Annotated in this window: 17 protein-coding genes; 9 read left to right on the top strand and 8 right to left on the bottom strand. The window is 71.1% G+C overall.

The genetic code is table 11. From position 1 onward, the window contains the following. Window positions 1-197: 197 nt before the first annotated feature. A complete protein-coding gene (locus HET64_RS22570) occupies window positions 198-464 on the top strand; it encodes a hypothetical protein (RefSeq protein ID WP_215108321.1) in 267 nt (88 codons plus the stop codon). Between the two features lie 68 nt (window positions 465-532). Here HET64_RS22570 and HET64_RS22565 read toward each other — a convergent pair whose 3' ends face one another. Beyond that, window positions 533-1,240, bottom strand: coding sequence for a VOC family protein (locus tag HET64_RS22565; protein WP_215108320.1), 708 nt, complete (start codon window positions 1,238-1,240; stop codon window positions 533-535). Window positions 1,241-1,529: 289 nt separating this feature from the next. Between HET64_RS22565 and HET64_RS22560 the strand changes: the two genes are divergently transcribed. The 4 genes from HET64_RS22560 to HET64_RS22545 all read left to right on the top strand — a co-directional run bounded on the left by HET64_RS22560 (window position 1,530) and on the right by HET64_RS22545 (window position 5,450). After that, window positions 1,530-2,414, top strand: coding sequence for a GH25 family lysozyme (locus tag HET64_RS22560; protein ID WP_215108319.1), 885 nt, complete (start codon window positions 1,530-1,532; stop codon window positions 2,412-2,414). Between the two features lie 66 nt (window positions 2,415-2,480). Then, window positions 2,481-3,128, top strand: coding sequence for a peptidoglycan recognition family protein (locus tag HET64_RS22555; protein ID WP_215108317.1), 648 nt, complete (start codon window positions 2,481-2,483; stop codon window positions 3,126-3,128). A 166-nt stretch (window positions 3,129-3,294) separates the two neighbouring features. Beyond that, window positions 3,295-4,695 carry an AAA family ATPase gene (locus HET64_RS22550; protein ID WP_215108315.1) on the top strand — a complete coding sequence of 467 codons (1,401 nt, stop codon included), beginning with the start codon at window positions 3,295-3,297 and terminating at the stop codon, window positions 4,693-4,695. Beyond that, window positions 4,692-5,450 carry an HNH endonuclease gene (locus HET64_RS22545; RefSeq protein WP_251145701.1) on the top strand — a complete coding sequence of 253 codons (759 nt, stop codon included), beginning with the start codon at window positions 4,692-4,694 and terminating at the stop codon, window positions 5,448-5,450. The genes HET64_RS22550 and HET64_RS22545 overlap by 4 nt, the downstream gene beginning before the upstream one ends. A 59-nt stretch (window positions 5,451-5,509) precedes the next feature. On the opposite strand, the gene HET64_RS39205 is transcribed toward HET64_RS22545, so the two are convergent. Both HET64_RS39205 and HET64_RS22535 read right to left on the bottom strand, forming a co-directional pair. Continuing rightward, the gene (locus HET64_RS39205; protein ID WP_251145700.1) at window positions 5,510-5,761 is read right to left on the bottom strand and encodes a DUF397 domain-containing protein; all 252 of its coding nucleotides are present in this window, start codon (window positions 5,759-5,761) and stop codon (window positions 5,510-5,512) included. Then, window positions 5,758-6,930, bottom strand: coding sequence for an epoxide hydrolase family protein (locus HET64_RS22535; protein WP_215108313.1), 1,173 nt, complete (start codon window positions 6,928-6,930; stop codon window positions 5,758-5,760). Before HET64_RS22535 ends, HET64_RS39205 begins: the two co-directional genes overlap by 4 nt. A 147-nt stretch (window positions 6,931-7,077) precedes the next feature. Here HET64_RS22535 and HET64_RS22530 point away from each other — a divergent pair, with 147 nt between their 5' ends. Then, window positions 7,078-7,641 (top strand): ABATE domain-containing protein, encoded by a 564-nt coding sequence (locus HET64_RS22530; protein ID WP_215108311.1) that lies wholly within the window; start codon window positions 7,078-7,080, stop codon window positions 7,639-7,641. Between the two features lie 104 nt (window positions 7,642-7,745). On the opposite strand, the gene HET64_RS22525 is transcribed toward HET64_RS22530, so the two are convergent. The 4 genes from HET64_RS22525 to HET64_RS22510 form a co-directional block, all read right to left on the bottom strand. After that, a complete protein-coding gene (locus HET64_RS22525) occupies window positions 7,746-10,319 on the bottom strand; it encodes an FtsX-like permease family protein (RefSeq protein ID WP_215108323.1) in 2,574 nt (857 codons plus the stop codon). After that, a complete protein-coding gene (locus tag HET64_RS22520; protein ID WP_215108309.1) occupies window positions 10,319-11,152 on the bottom strand; it encodes an ABC transporter ATP-binding protein in 834 nt (277 codons plus the stop codon). Before HET64_RS22520 ends, HET64_RS22525 begins: the two co-directional genes overlap by 1 nt. A gap of 157 nt (window positions 11,153-11,309) precedes the next feature. Beyond that, window positions 11,310-11,831: a DUF6584 family protein gene (locus HET64_RS22515; protein ID WP_215108307.1), complete on the bottom strand. Its 522-nt coding sequence runs from the start codon at window positions 11,829-11,831 to the stop codon at window positions 11,310-11,312. A gap of 45 nt (window positions 11,832-11,876) precedes the next feature. Beyond that, window positions 11,877-13,538, bottom strand: a complete 1,662-nt coding sequence (locus HET64_RS22510) for an MFS transporter (protein ID WP_215108305.1) — start codon at window positions 13,536-13,538, stop codon at window positions 11,877-11,879. A 154-nt stretch (window positions 13,539-13,692) separates the two neighbouring features. On the opposite strand from HET64_RS22510, the gene HET64_RS22505 reads away from it, so the two are divergent. From HET64_RS22505 to HET64_RS22495, 3 genes are all read left to right on the top strand, one after another. Next, the gene (locus tag HET64_RS22505) at window positions 13,693-14,295 is read left to right on the top strand and encodes a MarR family winged helix-turn-helix transcriptional regulator (RefSeq protein ID WP_215108303.1); all 603 of its coding nucleotides are present in this window, start codon (window positions 13,693-13,695) and stop codon (window positions 14,293-14,295) included. A 52-nt stretch (window positions 14,296-14,347) separates the two neighbouring features. Beyond that, window positions 14,348-16,573 (top strand): ATP-dependent RecD-like DNA helicase, encoded by a 2,226-nt coding sequence (locus HET64_RS22500; protein WP_215108301.1) that lies wholly within the window; start codon window positions 14,348-14,350, stop codon window positions 16,571-16,573. A gap of 214 nt (window positions 16,574-16,787) precedes the next feature. Further along, on the top strand, window positions 16,788-18,086 hold the full coding sequence (locus HET64_RS22495) for a citrate synthase (RefSeq protein WP_003969077.1): 1,299 nt from the start codon (window positions 16,788-16,790) through the stop codon (window positions 18,084-18,086). A gap of 541 nt (window positions 18,087-18,627) precedes the next feature. Here the strand turns inward: HET64_RS22495 and HET64_RS22490 are convergent. After that, window positions 18,628-19,280, bottom strand: a 653-nt coding sequence (locus tag HET64_RS22490) for an HAD-IC family P-type ATPase (RefSeq protein ID WP_215108299.1), incomplete at its 5' end; no start/stop codon positions are given.

The following is a 19,280-nucleotide window of genomic DNA, read 5'->3' as shown; positions in this document are numbered from 1 at the left end:
GAACGGGAAGGCCCGACGGGAGGGGAAAACGGGGGGGTCCGGCCGCAAGGCCGGGCCCCATTCCGCTGTCCGGGGCCACTCTGCCGTGCCGGCGCTGACCCCGTCGGCCGACGGGCCGGCGGGCCGACGGGCGAAGATCCACCGGCATGAGCGGCGTGACCGCGACTGAGCGGGCGGCCTCGGGGTAATCGACGGGCATGGCCCTCATGAAGCGTGTAGCCCTCGCCCCTCGCGCTGTGCGGCAGCTTCGGCGCATCCGTTCCGTGTACCTCGGCGGGGCGGTGCTCTCCCTGCTGGGGCTGGTTCTCCAGGCGGAGCAGGGCCCAGGCGGACGGCAGGCGGTGATCGTTGCGGTGCTCCTGGTCGCGTTCTCGGCCCTGTTCGCCCTGACGGTCGCGCAGTTGTGGAGGCACGCGCGGACCAGCCACTGCAGTACGGCGCAGAAGCTGACGCCGTCCGCTTGACCCCTCCGCTTGACGCCGTGCGCCTGACGCCGTGCGCCTGACGGTCCCACCCGGGCGGACGCCGTCCATCAGCTCCGCAGGTCCGCGAGCCTGGACAGGGCGTCGGAGGCCACCTGCCGCTCCTCGGCGTCGAGTCGGACGGCAACGGCTTCCTCCAGCAGCCCCGCCGCCCGCTCCGCGTCCCCCATCCGCTGCGCGATGTCCCCGCGCAGGACGAGGAGCCGCAGCCTCTGCACCGGCGTCGGGTGCTCGTCCGTCAGCCCCAGCGCCCGGTCGATGATCTTCGCCGCGCCCGGCAGATCCTGCTTGGAGTCCGCGAAGAGGTCCGCCACGTGCAGGGCACGGGCGAAGGTCTCCTTCGGCGCGGGCCGGTGGTTCTGGTCCTCGCTGATCGGCTGGCCGATCCGGACCGTGTTCCCGGTCGGGTCGGTCACCAGGAACTGCCGCACCCCGTACGACATGTCCTTCAGCGGACCGATGCGCGGCAGCCCCCGCGCCGGGACACGCCCGTAGGCCGCCTTGAGGCCCGCCCGGAACGCCGCGTGCAGGCCGTCCACGTCATCGGTGAGGACGTAGCACCCGGAATGGGAGGACGCCGGTTCGTACTCCTTCATGCCGTACAGCTGGAGCTCGACCGATCCGCGCTCGACGACGGCGTACGCGTACGGACTCTTCTGGAGGTACGTCGTCTCGAAGCCCAGGGCGGTGTAGAAGTCGACGGTGGTCTCGATCAGCGAGGTACGGCAGGGCAGCATCGGGATGGTCGTCTCGGTCATGCGAGCAGCGTAGTCAAATTTGAATACTGGATGCAAGGAGTCTCCCGCGACAGCTGTCGCCCTTGCGCGTCTTGACGCGCCCATGGGCCGGGACCGGGCGCCGGGGGCCTTCAGGAGTGAAAATTCTCGGCGCTCCGGCGTGTTTTCGCAGGTGGGGCGTGGCGGCACAGGTCTAGACCGAATGACCCCTTTACGCCCCCCGCCGCCCGTGCGTTACTCATGACATGTTCATGGCGTCCGGTAATCGGATGCCCTGGCTCTCTTCCCGTCAACGTGCCCGGAGGTAGCTGTGCCCACGTACCGTTCTCCGTCCCGCCGACTCAAGAGATCCCGGAGGGCCCTGCTCGCAGCCGGCGCCCTCACCAGTGCCGCGACGCTGATCCTGACCGCCACCGGCACGGCCGCCGCCGCGCCCCCCGCACCCGATGAGCCGGTCCGGTCCGGACAGGCGTGGATGGGGGCGGGGACCCGTATCGAGCAGGGCCCGGCGTCCTCGGCGGCGGGCGGTGTGACGCCGATGGACACCAGCGGCGTCCAGGGCGTCGACGTCTCCCACTGGCAGGGGGCGATCAACTGGGGCTCGGTGAAGGCCGCGGGCATCGACTTCGCCTACATGAAGGCCACCGAGGGCACGTCCTTCAAGGACAGCCGCTTCAGCGCGAACTACACCGGCTCCTACAACGCCGGCCTGATCCGGGGCGCCTACCACTTCGCCCGCCCCGACGTCTCCAACGGGGCCACACAGGCGGGCTACTTCGCGGGCAACGGCGGAGGATGGTCCGGGGACGGCAAGACCCTCCCCGGGGTGCTGGACATCGAGCACAACCCGTACGGCGCCATGTGCTACGGCCTCTCCACGACCCAGATGCGCACATGGATCAACGACTTCTACAACACCTACAAGGCGCGCACCACCCGTGACGTCGTCATCTACACGACGGCCAGTTGGTGGAACACCTGCACCGGCAGCTGGTCCGGCATGGCGGCCAAGTCGCCCCTCTGGGTCGCCCATTGGGGAACCAGCAGCCCGAACATCCCCGCCGGCTTCCCCACCTGGACGATCTGGCAGTACACGGCCACCGGCCGGGTCGCCGGGGTCTCCGGCGACGTGGACCGCAACAAGTTCAACGGCTCCCTGGCCCGGCTCCAGGCCCTCGCCAACAACACGGCGTAACCTCCTCGCGCCCACGGCGGCCGGGCCGGCCCGGCCGCCGGAACGACCACAGATCAGGAGTCCGCCGTGAACCTTCCGCAGCCGTCCCGCCGCCACGTCCTCCTCGCCGGTGCCGGCGGCCTGGCGGCGGTCGCCCTACCCGGCACGGCCCACGCCCTCGACGCCGTCGAACCGGACATCGACGGCACGTCCCGGTGGACCGCCCGTCCGCCACGGAGCCCGGTCGAGCTGGTGGGAAAGCGGCCGACCATGATCGTCGTGCACCACACGGTCAGCGCCAACACCGCCGACGCCTCCCGCGCACAGGCCCACAAGCACGCCCACTGGGTCCAGGACCTGCACATGGACAAGAACGGCTGGACCGACACCGGCTACCACTTCCTCGTCAGCCGGGGCGGCTGGATCACCGAGGGCCGCCACCAGAGCCTCGGCACGCTGCGGGGCGGCAGGGACTTCGTCCTGGGTGCGCACACCTCCGGTCAGAACGGAGCGGGCATCGGGATCGCCAACGAAGGCGCGTACCACGACGGAGCGCAGCCGCCACGTGCCCAGTGGGAGGTCCTGGTGACGCTCTGCGCGTACACCTGCGCCCAGTACGGCATCGCGCCCAGCCGCATCTACGGACACAAGGACTTCGGCGACACCCTCTGCCCGGGCGTCCTCCACGACAAGCTGCCGCAGCTCCGCAGCGAGGTCGCGGCGAGCATGGGCTGAGCGGCGGGCCGTGCCGCATCGGGTCTCGTAGACTCGACCGCCTGAGCGATCCGCGCGGCGGCGGCAACGGGGTGGGAACAGCATGGACGACTGGCTGCCGACGCGGGACCGGAACAGTCACCTCCCGCACCTCCCGCACCTCCCGCACCGGACGGAACCGTGATCCATGTACGTCTCCCGTGTGTACGTCGAGAACATCAAGTCGTTCCACGGCCCGCGCGTCGTCGACCTGACCCTGACCCGCCCGGACGGTTCGCACGCCGGCTGGACGGTCCTCGCGGGACGGAACGGCTCGGGAAAGACGACGCTGCTCCGGGCGCTGGCCCTGGCCCTGAGCGGGCCGGTCGCGGCACGTGGCCTTGTCCAGGGGTTCGAGAACTGGATGTCGCGGGGGCAGGCCACCGGTTCGGCCCAGGCGAAGATCGTCAGGAACGCGAGCTTCGACAAGTTCAGCTCCTCCGGACGGACCCAGACCAACTTCTGGGCGGGTCTGCGCTGGACCGCTCCGGCGGAAGGCATGAGCAGCCGTAAGAGTGCGCAGCCAGCCCTGGAGGGCATCCGGCAGAATCCCAACACCACCAGCGCCACTCCCGCCCAACGCGGCCCCTGGGCGGACAACCCGGTGGGCTGGTTCTGCGCCGCCTACGGGCCTTTCCGGCGCATGGCCGGGGGCTCGGGAGAGGTCCAGCGGTTGATGCTGGCATCGGGTCCGGTGGCCCGGCAGGCGAGCCTGTTCCACGAGGACGCCTCGCTCGCCGAGGGTGTCGCCTGGCTGATCGAGCAGCACCTGCGCGCACTGGAGAACCGGGAAGGGGCCGCAGCGCTCAAGCGGGCCGCGTTGTCGGTCCTCGGCCACGGACTGCTCCCCGACGGCTACCGGGTGGAGGACGTCGACTCCGAAGGGCTGTGGGTCACCCGCGACGGCCACCGGTATCCGTTGCGGGAGATGAGCGACGGATTCCGTACAGTGGCCGCGCTCGTCGTCGACCTGCTCAAACAGATCCATGACGCCTTCGGCGACGACGCCTTCGTCGGAGATGACAACGAGGACGGCCCCAGCCCTCTCCAGGTGCCCGGTGTCGTGATCATCGACGAGATCGATGCCCACCTCCACGTCTCCTGGCAGCGCCGCATCGGCCCCTGGCTGACCGAGCACTTCCCGAACGTCCAGTTCATCGTGACGACCCACAGCCCGTACATCTGCCAGGCGGCCGACCCTGGCGGCCTGATCCGTCTGCCCGGTGTGGAGGAGAACACCGCGCCCGAGGTCGTGTCGGAAGACCTTTACGAGCGAGTGGTCTACGGCAGCGGCGACGACGCGGTGCTCTCCGACCTCTTCGGGCTCGACACTCCGTATTCCGAGCAGGCAGAGCGCCGACGTGCCGAGTTCATGACGCTGGAGTCACGTGTGTACGAAGGCGACACCGCACCGGAGACGGTCGAGCGTTACAAGAAGCTCAAGGACCTGCTCACCAGTTCCCCGGCTGCTCGCGTCCACGAGGTGTCCGCCCAACTCCATCGGATCGCCGAGGAGATCAGGGACGGAGAGGGCGGCGAGGCGGGGTGATCCGACTGGAGCGGGCCCAACTGCCCCCCGGCACGACGGCTCATCTCAAGACCTGCACCGAACAGATCGAGCAGGCGAGCGAAGTCGACCGCAAGGAGACAGCCGCCGAGCTGTGGGCCCACACCACCGTCCGTCGACGGGTACGCGAGGGGCTTCTGGACACCCTCGCGGACATGGCCCCCGGCCACCAGCGCTGTATGTACTGCGGTGACAGCCAAGGCACGGACATCGACCACTTCGAGCCCAAGAGCCTTGCCCCGCTGCGTACCTTCGAGTGGCTCAACCACCTGTTGGCCTGCGCGTACTGCAACAGCAATCAGAAGCGGAACATCTTCCCTCGTTCCGAGGGGGACGGCAGTCCGCTCCTTCTCGATCCCACACTCCAGGAACCACTGGAGCACCTTCGCCTGGTGCTGCCGATCGGCGAGTACAAGGGGCTGACGCCCCAGGGAGAAGCCTGCATAGCCGTGTTCGGGTTCAACACGCGCGGGGTGCTCGTCGAGGGGCGCAGAACCGCCTACGAGACTGCCAAGGAGTCGGTGGAGATCTGGCGCACCGCCACGGACCGGGGGCGGCACGACAAGGCGGCGAAGACTGTCAGAACAGCCTGGAATCGCCCGCTCGCGGACGTACTGGCGGCGATGTTCCATCAGGCCGACCATCCCGCGGCGTCGTTGTTGTTCGACGGCGAGGAAGAGACTCTGAGACTGTTGCGGGACCGGGATCTGCGAGCGGCGTTCCTGTCCCGCGCGTGACCTCGGTTCGGCGGCCCCGGCCGCGTGGTGTCGGCGGGGCCGCTCCCCTTGGGGTGCGATCAGGCGGAGAGACGCCCGCTCTTGAGCGCGGTGACGAAGGACGACCAGCCGTCGGCGGAGAAGACGAGGGCCGGACCGTCGGCGGCGGGAATGAGCGTACCGCCGTAGTGGCGGGAGTCGCTGCGGCAGATCGTGCGGGTCGCGGAGAGCCGTGGTTCACGGCTCGACGCGCTCCTGCTGGACCGGCCCGAAACGGCTGCGAGGGGAGGTGCGCGGACCGAAGACCCTCGGTGAGCGGCGACCCCGCTCACCGCCGGGCGGCCAGCACCGCCGCGAGGCCCTCCCGCAGATCGGTGACGAAGAGTTCGGGCATCTCCAGCGACGGGAAATGCCCTCCGGCCTCGGGCGACCGCCACCGCACGATGTTCCGGTACCGCTCCTGGGCCCACGGGCGCGGCGTCTTGTCGATGTCGCGGGGGTACATGGTGATCGCCGACGGGACGTCGACCCGCAGGTCGGGGTCCAGCGAGTTGTGGCTCTCGTAGTAGATGCGGGCCGCCGACGCGCCCGTCCGCGTCAGCCAGTACAGGGTGACGTTGTCGAGAAGCCGGTCCCGGGAGATCGTTTCGAACGGGCTGTCCTCGGTGTCCGACCACTCGGCGAACTTGTCGAGGATCCAGGCGAGCAGCCCGACCGGTGAGTCGACGAGCGCGTAGCCGACGGTCTGCGGCCGGGTCGCCTGCTGCTTGGCGTAGGCCGCGCGGTGCCGCCAGAAATGGTGGGTCTCCTCGGTCCACCCGCGCTCGGTCTCCGTCAGACCGTCCGTGGTCAGACCGGGCGGGGCCTCCGCGAACGTGGAGTGGACGCCGAGCACGTGATCGGGGAACCTGCCGCCCAGAACCGTGGTGATGTTGCCGCCCCAGTCGCCGCCATGGGCCAGGAAGGTGCCGTAGCCGAGCCGGACCGTCAGCTCCACCCACGCGGCCGCGATCCTCTCGGTGCCCCACCCGGTGGTGGTCGGCCGGTCGCTGAACCCGAAGCCCGGCAGCGACGGGGCCACGACATGGAACGCCGGCGCTTCCGCGTCCTCCGGATCCGCCAACTCATCCATGACGTGCAGGAATTCGACGACGCTGCCCGGCCAGCCGTGCGTCAGGAGCAGCGGGGTGGCGTCCGGGCGGGCGGACCGGCGGTGCAGGAAGTGGATGCCCAGGCCGTCGATGACCGTGCGGAACTGGCCCATGCGGTTGAGGCGCTCCTCGAACGACCGCCAGTCGTACCCGGTGCGCCAGTGCTCCACGACATCGACGAGGTCGGCGAGCGGAACGCCCTGGTCCCATCGGCGGGGGCCGGGCTCGGCGCCCCGGACCGTCTCGGCCTCCGGCAGTCGCGCCCCGGCCAGTCGTGCCCGCAGATCGTCGAGGTCGGCGTCGGTCGCGTGGGTCTCGTAGGCGTGGACGTCGCTGTTCGGGTGCGGCATGGGGCCTCCTGGCCAGGGTGGGGACCGGCGTCGGTCCAGCGCGAACCCGTGCGGATCCGCCACCGAACCGACGCCGACTCATCGTGAACCGGCTAAGACGGTTCTAACAGCTCCCCGGCGCGCGACGCAACCGGCTAAGGTGGTTCCATGCGTGCCGCCTTTCCTGATTTCCGCCTTGGCAACGTGCTGGCGACGAGCTTCACCGGGACCTTGTCGGAGCGCTTCGGCGACGCCGTGGAGCGCATCCCCGTTCCCCGACGGCTCATCGACTGGCTGGCGGTGTACGGCCTCGCCGTGGACTCCTGCACCCCTGCCCAGCTCGACCGCGCCCGGGAGCTGAGGGAGTCGATCCACGCCGCCGCGACAGCCGCCGCGCTGCACGAGCCTCTTCCCGCCGCCGCGGTCCAGGTCATCGACGACCGCAGCATCGCGGGGCGGGCCGCGGCGGTCCTGACCCCCGGGGGTGAGCGGCGATGGCAGCTCGCCTCCTCCTCCGTGGAGGACGCCCTCAGCGTGGTCGCCGCCGACGCGGTCGACGTCATCTCGGGCGGCCGGGACGGAAAGCTGGCCCTGTGCGCTTCCCCGACCTGCCGGGCCGCCTTCTTCGACACCAGCCAGAGCCGTACGCGCAAGTGGTGCGACATGAACACGTGCGGCAACCGCCAGAAGAAGGCGCGCTTCAACGCCGGCCGGCGCACGGACCCGAGCTGAGAAACCCGGCCCCGCGGGAAGGCCGGCCCTCCACAGGAATGCCGGCCCACCTCATGCGAAACGGCTGACCGCCGCCGCCTTACGACCACCGCCGCGGCACTGACCTACGACCACCGCCGCAGCGCCGCCCGGGCCGGCAGGGTGACCGCCAGCAGGGCCAGGCCACCCGCCGCCGCGACGAAGGAGCCGTACAGCAGCAGCGGCACGTACGGCGCCTCGCCCGTCATGCCGCGCACCATCGGGACGAGCGTGGCCGCGGCGATCGCGGAGCCGAGGACCACGCCGACCACGGACACCAGCAGGCTCTCCCAGCGGAGCATCCGCAGCACCTGGCGCCGGGTGGAGCCGACCAGACGCAACGTGCCCAGTTCGCGGCGACGGTCGAGGACCGTCATCACCAGGGTGTTGACGGCGGCGATCGCCGCGAAGCCGCCGAGGACCCCGGCCATCGTGTTGTTGGACCACGCGCCCAGCCTGGCGTCGAGGCTCCGCTCCGTGGCGAAGCCGGAGGCGTCGGTGACCTCGCCCAGGGCGGCCAGGGACCGCCCGGAGCCGCCCCGCACCAGCAGCGTGCTGTCGAAGCCGGACGAGACGTGTCCGGCCAGGGAAGCCCGGTCCAGGGTCACCGTGGCCAGGCCGAGGCCGCGTCCGTACACCGCGACGATCTCGGGGGCGGTCCTCGTACCGTCGGGGAGGTGGAGGGGGAGCCGGTCACCGACGCCGACGTCCGCCGAGGTCGCCAGGGTCCGGTCGATGGCGACGCGCCCCTCACCTAGCCGGTCGAGGCTGCCCTCGCGTACGTCCAGGTCCTGCACCTTCGCCAGCTCCGTACCGGTCCCGGTGACGCCCTGCGCCGCCGCGCCCTGGAGCGAGCTGAACTCCCCGGAGCCCACCGGCACCAGCACCTGCGTGTTCAGCAGGCCAACGGCCGCTTCCACGCCCGGCGTTCGCGCGGCGCGCTCCGCCGCGTCCACCGGGAGCCCGGCCGGGTCCGTCACCACATGGTCCGCGGTGATGCCCGCGCGCAGTTGCCCGTCCGCGATGTGGCTCTCGCTCGTGTGCAGGAAGACGAGCGTCGAGGCGAAGGCCATGGCGAGCACGATGGGGGTGATCGCGGAGGCCAACCGCTTGGCGTTGGTACGGGAGTTGGCGGCGGCCAGCTCGCCGGCCGGGCCCGCCCCGCGCAGCGGGAGACCGAAGAGGCCCGCGCACAGCCGGGCCACCAGCGGGCCGAGCAGCGCGACGGCGAGCATGAAGCACATGACGACACCGAGGGCGGAGCCCGCCGCGTCGTCCCCGGTGGAGTTGGCGGAGACGCCATTGAGGAACGCGCCGCCGGCCAGCGCGCCGACCCCCAGCACCGTACGGATCACGCCCGGCCGCAGCCGCTCCAAGGAGGCCTCGCTCAGCGCCTGGCCCGGCTTGATCCTGGCGGGCCTGCGCCCGGCCGCCCAGCCCGCGCCGAGCGCGGTGAGCAGTCCGACGGCGACGGCGACGAGAAGGGGGATCCCGGAGACGTGCACCTGGACCGCCTCCGGGATCGCGCCCCGGTCCCGCAACTGCCCGAACCACCAGTGCGCGAGCCCGATGCCGGGCAGCGTGCCGAGCAGCCCGGCGAGCGGCGCTACCAGCAGAGCCTCGGCGGCGACCGCGCGCCGGATCTGGCGCGGAGTGGCTCCCACGGCGCGCAGCAGCGCGAACTCACGGGCCCGCTGGGAGACGGACAGGGCCACCGTCCCGGCAGCGGTGAAGACCGCGACGATGGTCGCGATACCGCCGAAGGAGCCGCCCAGCCCGAAGAGCGTCTCCTTGGCGTAGCCGAGGCCCGGGTCCTCGACCGCACCCCGGTCGTCGCCGGTGCGCACGTTCGCCCCGGAGCCGGCCAGGGCCTGCTTCACGGAGGCGGCGAGGGCGTCGGCATCGGTGCCGGGCTCCGCCAGGACGGCGATGGCGTCCGCCCTGCCCGGATGCCCGGCCAGCGTGGCGGCCTCGTTGTCGGAGAACCAGGCGAGCGCCTGTGCGGTACCGGTGCTCCGGGCGCGCTCCGCAGGCCCTGCCTCCGCGACGCCCGCGACGCGGAAGTCCCGCCGCCCGGCGGCGGTGTCCAGGGCGACGGTGTCGCCGACGGCCGCCTCCGCCGCGCGGACCGTACCCGCGTCGAGGACGACCTCGCCCGCACGGGGCGCGGAGCCGGCGGTCAGTTCCGTACCGGTGAAGACGTGCGAGCCCCAGCCGTGCGCGGTGAACACACCCCGGGTGGCGGCCAGTTCACGGACGCCCGAGTCGGCTCGTCCGGAGCCGGAGCCGGAGCCGGAGCCCCCTCCCGGGTTCGCCGCCCGCACCGGGAAGGTGAAGTCCGCGACGGCCGCGGCCGCGCCTCTCGCCTCGGCCGCCCTCGCCGCGAGACCGGCGTCCACCCGCGCCGTGTCCGGCAGCGGGACCGCCTCCTCCTCGCGGTCCTCGCCGCTGCCCGTGACGACGTACGCGGACTGGTCCGCCGCCGCGACGACCGGTGCGTCCGCGTACCGCTGGGGCGGCACCGACGCGCGCAGCCCGGTCTCCAGCAGGATCCCGCAGGCCGTGACGATCAGCGCGGACATCATCAGCGCCACGAAGGTTCCCGCGAAGGACGCCGGCTTGAAGCGGACGGCCGCGCGGGCGAGCCCGTTGGGGCGCATCACGCGGCCGCCCCCGCTCCCGCCATGGCACCCGCACCGGCGGTACGCGCGGTGAGCACCCTCATCCGCTCCGCGATCTGCTCGGCCGAACCGCGGTCGAGCCCTCCGGCGAACGAACCGTCCGCGAGGAAGCGCACCCGGTCCGCCCAGGCGGCCGCGGCCGGGTCGTGCGTGACCATGACGACGGTGGCCCCGGCCGTATCGACGGCGTGCCGCAACAGACCCAGCACCTCGGCGGCTGTCCCCGTGTCCAGAGCCCCGGTGGGCTCGTCGGCGAACACCACGTCGGGGGCGGTCACCAGGGCCCGGGCCACGGCCACCCGCTGCTGCTGACCGCCTGACAGTTCCGCCGGCCGGCGCCGGGCCTTGTCGGCCAGCCCGACCTGCGCGAGCACGGCGGCCGCCCGGCGGCGGTCCTGCCGCTTCCCGGCCAGGCGCAGGGGCAGCAGGACGTTCTGCTCCACGGTCAGGGACGGCAGCAGGTTGAAGGCCTGGAAGACGAAGCCCAGGCGGCTGCGGCGCAGCTCGGTCAGCTCGTTCTCGCTCATCCCGGTGATCTCCGTGCCACCGAGCCGCACGGAGCCCGCCGACGGCCGGTCGAGCCCGGCGGCGCACTGGAGGAACGTGGACTTGCCGGAACCGGACGGCCCCATGATCGCGGTGAACGTCCCGCGCGGCAGGGCGAGATCGACACCCGCGAGCGCCTGTACGGCCCCCGCGCCACGCCCGTACAGCCGGCGCACCCCGCGCAGCTCGACGGCGAGACCGGGGGTGGCGGGCCCGGGGTCCGGCCGTTCGCCCGCCGTCTGCCGCTTGCCCCTGCGTAGCCTCATGTCCTGTTCCGCCCTCTCACGATCCGCGCGTAGCGATGTACCGACGGGACGCAGCGTGCGGGGACGGCCGTGCGCGGGTCGTCATACCCGGGTGCCAACGCGGGGGTGCTACCGCGGTAGGGGGTGGCGGGTCGGAGTGGGACAGGGGCGCCACGGGTCAGTCGAGGAGATCGATCAGCCCGTTCACCCAGATCGCCAGGAACGCGATCACCGCGACCGCGCAGCCCACGGCCGCCGCGCGCTCCCCGACGGTCGTGGTCCCGTCCTCGCGGGGGCCGGGCTTCCGCCGCCCGGCCGGGAGGCCGTCCCAGTCCAGCGGGCAGCCGATCTCGTCCGACGCCGCCGTGCGCAGGGCCGTCAACTGCCGGGCGGCGAAGGCGGGAACGTCCTCCGGTGACTCCGGATCGCGCCAGGCGACGGCCGTCATCCGGCGCAGGTGGGTGGCGTACCGCTTCTCGAAGGCCGCCGTCTCCTCCGGGACGCGGTCCTCCTCCAGGTACATCCAGCGTCCGGCCTCGGCGGTGTCGCCGTACAGGCGGTGGACGGCGGCCAGCCGGCGGCGGGGCTCCGGCTCGTGCGGGTAGGAGGAGACCAGGCCGCGCAGACGCTGCCTCGCCACCGGTATCCGGCCGGCGGCGAGGTCCGCGTCCACGCGGGCCAGGGTGACGTTCAGGGGCATGGGGTCATCATGGGGCCGGGGGAGCGGTGCCGACGACCGGGTTGTTCACACCGGTCGCCGCGCCGGGTCGTACGGTGCCTTCGGATCCGAAGGGCCCTGTGCCCCCTGTGCCCCCGGCATCCCCGGCGTCTTCGGCTTCCTCGGCGACATGAACAGCGTCGCCGCCAGCGCCAGGAGGAGCAGCCCCGCGCAGACGTATCCGGAGACCTGCACGCCGACCGCCATCGCCTCGCGGGCCGCCTCCGCCGCCGATGCCGTACGCGGCTCCGACGCGAGGGTCTCGATCACCGATCCGGCGCTGTCCGTCACCACGCCCCCGAGCCGTTCCGCTTCGTCCGCCGGGACTCCGTCCCGGGTGAGCCGGTCGGTCATGCCGGAGGCCAGGGTGCTGAAGAAGAGGGTGGTCAGGAGGGCGATGCCGAGGGCCGACCCGAGCTCGCGGGCCGCGCTCTGGATGCCCGACGCCTGGCCTCCGCTCCGTTCCGGTACGTCGACGAGGACGATGTTGGTGACCTGCGCCGTGGCGAAGCCGACGCCGATCCCGTACACGAACAGGGCGAGGGCGATGAGCCACCAGGAGCTGTCCGTGGACGCGATCAGGGCCAGCATCGTCAGCCCGGCGGCCTCCAGGCCCAGGCCGATCCGGACCTGGGCGAGCGCGGGCACCTTCGCGGCCATCGGGAAGCTCGCCCCGGAGGCGACGAAGCTGCCCGCGGCCAGGGCGACGAGGGCGAGGCCCGCCTCGAACGCGCTGTAGCCGAGGGCGAACTGCAACCAGAGCGGCAGCACCGCGATGATGCCGAACTCCCCGAGGCCGACCATCAGCGTGACGAAGTTGCCGTTGCGGAACGAGCGGATGGAGAGCAGCCCCACGTCCATCAACGGCTCGTCGCCCGCCCGGCTCAGCACGGCCTGCCTGTGCCAGAACACTCCCAGCGCCAGGACGGACAGGAGCAGGGCGACGAACACCGGCGACAGCCCGCCGGACCAGGAGAGGGAGCCGATCTCCAGCGGCTCGGTCGTCATCAGCCAGCCATGGGTACGTCCCTCGATCAGGACGAAGGAGAGGAGACCCAGGCCCACCGCCGACAGCACCGCGCCGACGCCGTCGATACGGCCCCGGGTGCGGGGCGACGCGTCCAGATGCCTGAGCACCCCCACCACGATGAGGGCGACCAGCGGGATGTTGATGCCGAACGCCCACCGCCAGGAGATGTCGGCGAGCCAGCCGCCCAGCAGCGGGCCCACGGCCGCCGCCGCGCCGATGGTCGAGCCCCACACGGCGAACGCCTGGCCGCGCGCCCGGCCCGTGAACGTGGCGTTCAGGAGGGCCAGCGAGGTGGGCAGCATCATCGCCCCGCCGACGCCCTGGACGAACCGGGCGAGGATCAGCAGACCGCCGCCGGGGGCCAGGGCGGCCAGCAGGCTCGTCACGCCGAAGACGGCGAGGCCCAGCAGGAAGATCCGGCGTGCGCCGTACAGGTCGCTCAGGCGTCCGGTGACCAGCAGGAGCGCCGCGAACGTGATCGCGTACGACTCCTGGATCCACTGGGCCTCCGACGAGCCGATGGAGAGGTCCTCGATGATCGGCGCGAGGATCACGTTGACGATCGTCAGATCGACGACGATCAGGGCCACGCCGAGCGCCACGGCGACGAGGCCGAGCCACTGACGCGCTGTGGGAGGGGTTTCCGCTGGTTCGGGCACAGTGCTTCGACTCCCCAAAGTTGCTTTGCCGCAAAGAAAGATACCTTTGCCGCAAAGGTAAATGTGACGGGGTAGGTTGTCAAAGCAGGCGGTGGGAGACGTGGCCGGAGGGCCCGCGACGGAACCGGAACCGGAAGAGAGCGGGGCAGCGCCAATGCCGAACGGGCACGGAGCCGACGGGAGCGCCGCGGCCGGCGGGGACGTCACGGCGGACGGGATCGGCCCCGTGGACGGGAACGGCGCGGCCGGCCACGAGGCGCCGCGGGTCGACCGGGTGATGGACGGCCTGCGCGCCTTCGGGGCCAACTACACCGAGTTCACCCGCCGTTTCGCGGCCTGGCTCGGGCTGCACTCCACCGACGCCGCCGCCCTGGTCGAGATCCTCTACGCGGAGGACCAGGGCGCACCCCTGTCACCGGCCCGGCTCAGCGAGCGCGTCTCGCTCTCCTCCGGCGCGACCGCCATCCTCCTCAAGCGGCTCGAACAGGCGGGACACATCGTCCGCACCCGCGAGAGCACCGACCGCCGGGTGGTGACCCTGCGCAGCAGCCCCGACATCCGGCCGCGGGCCATGGCGTTCTTCGGCCCGTACTCCGAGCGGATGGCCGAGGCGATGGCCGCCTACCCCCCGCAGGAGATCCAGCGGTTCGAGGAGTTCCTCGGCGGACTGCGCTCGACCATGGACACCCTGCTGGCCAACGAGTACCGGGACGGCGGACCGGCCCCCGAAACCCGTGACGGCCCCCGCACCCCGTGACGGCCCCCGGGCCGCGAACCGCCCTGTCGGTGCCACCCGGTAGCGTCGGGTCATGTCCAACATGGCCGTCCTCGAAGGTGTCCTGGAGCGGATCACCTACGCCAACGAGGAGAACGGGTACACGGTCGCCCGCGTCGACACCGGACGCGGAGCCGGGGACCTCCTCACCGTCGTCGGCGCGCTGCTCGGCGCGCAGGTCGGCGAATCACTGCGGATGGAGGGCCGTTGGGGCTCGCACTCCCAGTACGGCAAGCAGTTCACCGTGGAGAACTACACCACCGTGCTGCCCGCCACCATCCAGGGCATCCGCCGCTATCTCGGCTCCGGGCTGATCAAGGGGATCGGGCCGGTGATGGCCGACCGGATCACCACCCACTTCGGCGTCGACACCCTCGACATCATCGAGCAGGAGCCGAAGCGCCTCGTCGAGGTCCCCGGCCTCGGCCCCAAACGCACGAAGATGATCGCGACCGCCTGGGAGGAACAGAAGGCGATCAAGGAGGTCATGGTCTTCCTCCAGAGCGTCGAGGTCTCCACCTCCATCGCCGTCCGCATCTACAAGAAGTACGAGGACGCCTCCATCTCCGTCGTGAAGAACCAGCCCTACCGGCTGGCCTCCGACGTCTGGGGCATCGGCTTCCTCACCGCCGACCGGATCGCCCAGGCCGTCGGCATCCCGCACGACAGCCCCGAGCGGGTCAAGGCCGGCCTCCAGTACGCCCTGTCCCAGTCCTCCGACCAGGGGCACTGCTACCTCCCCGAGGAGCGGCTCATCGCGGACGGCGTCAAGCTGCTCCAGGTCGACACCGGGCTGGTCATCGAGTGCCTGGCCGAGCTGGCCGCCGATCCGGAGGGCGTCGTACGGGAGAAGGTGCCGTCCCCCGAGGGCGGCGAACCGGTCACCGCCGTCTACCTCGTCCCCTTCCACCGGGCCGAGCTGTCCCTCGCCGGGCAGGTCCGCCGCCTGCTGAAGACCGGCGAGGACCGCATGCCGGCCTTCCGGGACGTGGACTGGGACAAGGCCCTGGCCTGGCTTGCCACCCGTACGGGAGCCACCCTCGCGCCCGAGCAGGAACAGGCCGTGCGGCTCGCGCTCAGCCGGAAGGTGGCCGTCCTGACCGGCGGCCCCGGCTGCGGGAAGTCGTTCACCGTACGGTCCATCGTCGAGCTGGCCCGGGCGAAGAAGGCCAAGGTGGTGCTCGCCGCCCCCACCGGGCGCGCGGCCAAACGCCTCTCGGAGCTGACCGGGGCCGAGGCGTCCACCGTGCACCGGCTCCTGGAGCTGAAGCCCGGCGGGGACGCGGCCTACGACCGGGACCGCCCGCTGGACGCGGATCTGGTCGTCGTGGACGAGGCGTCGATGCTCGATCTGCTGCTCGCCAACAAGCTCGTGAAGGCGGTGGCACCCGGTGCCCACCTCCTCCTCGTGGGTGACGTCGACCAGCTGCCCTCGGTCGGCGCGGGAGAGGTGCTGGGCGATCTGCTCGCGGAGGGCGGCCCGGTCCCCGCCGTCCGGCTCACCCGGATCTTCCGCCAGGCCCAGCAGTCCGGCGTGGTGACCAACGCCCACCGGATCAACGCCGGGCAGCCGCCGCTCACGGAGGGGCTGAGTGACTTCTTCCTCTTCGTGGAGGACGAGACGGAGGACGCGGGCAAGCTCGCCGTGGATGTGGCGGCCCGTCGCATTCCGGCCAAGTTCGGCCTCGATCCCCGCCGTGACGTGCAGGTTCTCGCCCCGATGCACCGGGGTCCGGCGGGCGCGGGGAATCTGAACGGGCTGCTCCAGCAGGCCATCACCCCGGCCCGCCCCGACCTCCCCGAGAAGCGGTTCGGCGGCCGGGTCTTCCGGGTCGGCGACAAGGTCACCCAGATCCGCAACAACTACGACAAGGGCGAGAACGGCGTCTTCAACGGCACGGTCGGCGTCGTCACCGGCCTCGACCCGGACGAACAGAGGCTCACCGTCCACACCGACGAGGACGAGGAGATCGGGTACGACTTCGACGAGCTGGACGAGCTGGCCCACGCGTACGCCATGACCATCCACCGTTCCCAGGGCAGCGAGTATCCGGCCGTCGTCATCCCCGTCACCACCAGTGCCTGGATGATGCTCCAGCGCAACCTGCTCTACACGGCCGTGACGCGGGCCAAGAAGCTGGTGGTGCTGGTCGGGTCCCGTAAGGCGATCGGCCAGGCGGTCCGCACGGTTTCCGCAGGCAGACGCTGTACGGCACTGGATTTCCGGCTCCGGGGCGGCTCCGGAGAAGACTTCGCGTGAGCCGTGGAAAAAATGATCGATCAAATCGGTGGGAAACATCACGGAGGTCTTCCGGAACCGCAGTCAAGGGGGCAGGATGAGTAAGTTGGCGGCACTCAGTGCCGCCAATGAGTCCAATGGACGACCCCGAGTGCACTCTCCTGAGCCGAATGGGGGAGGGTGGAAGACAGTCAGGGCACCTCGAAGAAGAGGCACTACGTCGGTGAGGGATGACGTGAGCGAGCACACCAACAACGCTGTAGTACTGCGGTACGGCGATGACGAGTACACCTACCCGGTGATCGACAGCACCGTCGGCGACAAGGGCTTCGACATCGGGAAGCTCCGGGCCAATACCGGCCTGGTGACGCTGGACAGCGGATACGGCAACACCGCCGCCTATAAATCCGCCATCACGTACCTCGACGGTGAGCAGGGCATTCTGCGCTACCGCGGATACCCGATCGAGCAGCTCGCCGAGCGCTCGTCGTTCCTCGAGGTCGCGTACACGCTGATCAACGGCGACCTGCCGAAGGTCGACGAGCTGGCGACCTTCAAGAACGAGATCACCCAGCACACGCTGCTGCACGAGGACGTCAAGCGGTTCTTCGACGGCTTCCCGCGCGACGCCCACCCGATGGCCATGCTGTCCTCGGTCGTCAGCGCGCTGTCCACGTTCTACCAGGACAGCCACAACCCGTTCGACGAGCAGCAGCGTCACCTCTCGACGATCCGCCTCCTGGCGAAGCTTCCGACGATCGCGGCGTACGCCTACAAGAAGTCGATCGGGCACCCCTTCGTCTACCCGCGCAACGACCTCGGGTACGTCGAGAACTTCCTGCGCATGACCTTCTCGGTCCCCGCCCAGGAGTACGAGCTGGACCCGGTCGTCGTCTCGGCGCTGGACAAGCTGCTCATCCTGCACGCGGACCACGAGCAGAACTGTTCGACCTCCACCGTGCGTCTGGTCGGCTCCTCGCAGGCGAACATGTTCGCCTCGATCTCCGCCGGCATCTCGGCGCTGTGGGGCCCCCTGCACGGTGGCGCCAACCAGTCGGTGCTGGAGATGCTGGAAGGCATCCAGGCCAACGGCGGCGACGTCGACTCCTTCATCCGCAAGGTGAAGAACAAGGAGGACGGCGTCCGCCTGATGGGCTTCGGCCACCGGGTGTACAAGTCCTTCGACCCGCGCGCCAAGATCATCAAGGCCGCCGCCCACGACGTGCTGTCCGCGCTCGGCAAGTCCGACGAGCTGCTCGACATCGCGCTCAAGCTGGAGGAGCACGCGCTCTCCGACGACTACTTCGTCTCGCGCAACCTCTACCCCAACGTGGACTTCTACACCGGTCTGATCTACCGGGCCATGGGCTTCCCGACCGAGATGTTCACCGTGCTCTTCGCGCTCGGCCGGCTTCCCGGCTGGATCGCCCAGTGGCACGAGATGATCAAGGAGCCGGGTTCCCGCATCGGCCGCCCGCGCCAGATCTACACCGGCGAGGTCCTGCGCGACTTCGTCCCGGTCGAGGGCCGCTGACCCGGACCTCATCACCCCCTGTAGTGCCCGGCCTCTTCGGCCGACTGCCTTCGCCCCGCGTACCGCGCTTCGCACAGAGCGCGGTGTCCGGGGCGATTCGGCGTTGTACGGGGCTTTGCGCGGGGTGCGTACGGGTCCCGCGTGCGCCGGGCTTGAGCAGCGGGCTCCTGCCGGGCTTGTGCGCGGCTTGAGCGGGCTGGAAAGCGAGAAACACCCCGCCGCCGATCCCCCCACGGGTCGACGGTCGGGGCGTTTCCCATATCCCGGAGCGGATTCCCCCCACGGGATCCGGCCGGGCGTCTGCAGGGAGCCGGAGCTCCCGTTGTTCTGTTGTGCTGCGGTCCGCCGGGGTACGTACGCACGGGAGGGCCGCTCAAAGCTCCCCGGTGCACGTGCCCCGGCCAACGCCTGCCACAGGAGCGTCCCCCAAGACACTCCATCGGACGTCCCCCAAGACATCCTTGGCAATCGCACTCTAAGACTCTCGAACCCACCGGATGGTTACCCTGAAACCGGTGTGATCTAAATCTCTTTGTGGAAGTTACGTGAAGGCACGCAACCGTAGGCTGTTCGTGACGACGAACACGGACGAAAACGCCATGGCGGCTCCCGCGATCATAGGGTTGAGCAGGCCACTTGCAGCCAGGGGCAAGGCCGCGACGTTGTACCCGAAGGCCCAGAAGAGGTTGCCCCTGATGGTGGCCAGCGTACGCCTGGAGAGGCGGATTGCGTCAGCCGTCACCTTGAGATCTCCACGAACCAGCGTGAGGTCGCTCGCCTCGATCGCCGCATCCGTCCCGGTGCCCATCGCCAGCCCCAGGTCCGCCGTGGCGAGGGCGGCCGCGTCGTTGACCCCGTCGCCGACCATGGCGACGACCCGGCCCTCGGCCTGAAGACGCCTCACGACGTTCACCTTGTCCTCGGGGAGCACCTCCGCGTGGACCTCGTCGATGCCCACCTCGCGTGCCACGGCCTCCGCCACCGCCCGGTTGTCGCCGGTCAGCAGCACGGGCTTCAGTCCCAGGGCGCGCAGCTCGCTCACGGCCGCCGCACTGCTGTCCTTGACCGCGTCCGCCACCCCGAACACACCCCGGGCCTCCCCGTCCCAGGCCACGACGACCGCCGTACGGCCGAGCTCCTCGGCCTCCGCCAGAGCGCCCTCCAGCGCGGGCGGGAGGGGGATCTGCGCGTCGG

Origin of the sequence: Streptomyces sp. McG3 (genome assembly GCF_018619185.1) — a bacterium.
In the GTDB taxonomy this organism is placed as follows: domain Bacteria; phylum Actinomycetota; class Actinomycetes; order Streptomycetales; family Streptomycetaceae; genus Streptomyces.
Note: the sequence above shows the minus strand (reverse complement) of the source record. Positions and strands in the feature narration are given on the sequence as shown.

Bases quoted from the DNA above. Each gene is read 5' to 3' on its own strand.
- HET64_RS22570 (WP_215108321.1), top strand. From the start codon at position 198: ATGGCCCTCATGAAGCGTGTAGCCCTCGCCCCTCGCGCTGTGCGGCAG.
- HET64_RS22565 (WP_215108320.1), bottom strand. From the start codon at position 1,240: ATGACCGAGACGACCATCCCGATGCTGCCCTGCCGTACCTCGCTGATC.
- HET64_RS22550 (WP_215108315.1), top strand. From the start codon at position 3,295: ATGTACGTCTCCCGTGTGTACGTCGAGAACATCAAGTCGTTCCACGGC.
- HET64_RS22535 (WP_215108313.1), bottom strand. From the start codon at position 6,930: ATGCCGCACCCGAACAGCGACGTCCACGCCTACGAGACCCACGCGACC.
- HET64_RS22530 (WP_215108311.1), top strand. From the start codon at position 7,078: ATGCGTGCCGCCTTTCCTGATTTCCGCCTTGGCAACGTGCTGGCGACG.
- HET64_RS22525 (WP_215108323.1), bottom strand. From the start codon at position 10,319: ATGCGCCCCAACGGGCTCGCCCGCGCGGCCGTCCGCTTCAAGCCGGCG.
- HET64_RS22520 (WP_215108309.1), bottom strand. From the start codon at position 11,152: ATGAGGCTACGCAGGGGCAAGCGGCAGACGGCGGGCGAACGGCCGGAC.
- HET64_RS22515 (WP_215108307.1), bottom strand. From the start codon at position 11,831: ATGCCCCTGAACGTCACCCTGGCCCGCGTGGACGCGGACCTCGCCGCC.
- HET64_RS22505 (WP_215108303.1), top strand. From the start codon at position 13,693: ATGCCGAACGGGCACGGAGCCGACGGGAGCGCCGCGGCCGGCGGGGAC.
- HET64_RS22500 (WP_215108301.1), top strand. From the start codon at position 14,348: ATGTCCAACATGGCCGTCCTCGAAGGTGTCCTGGAGCGGATCACCTAC.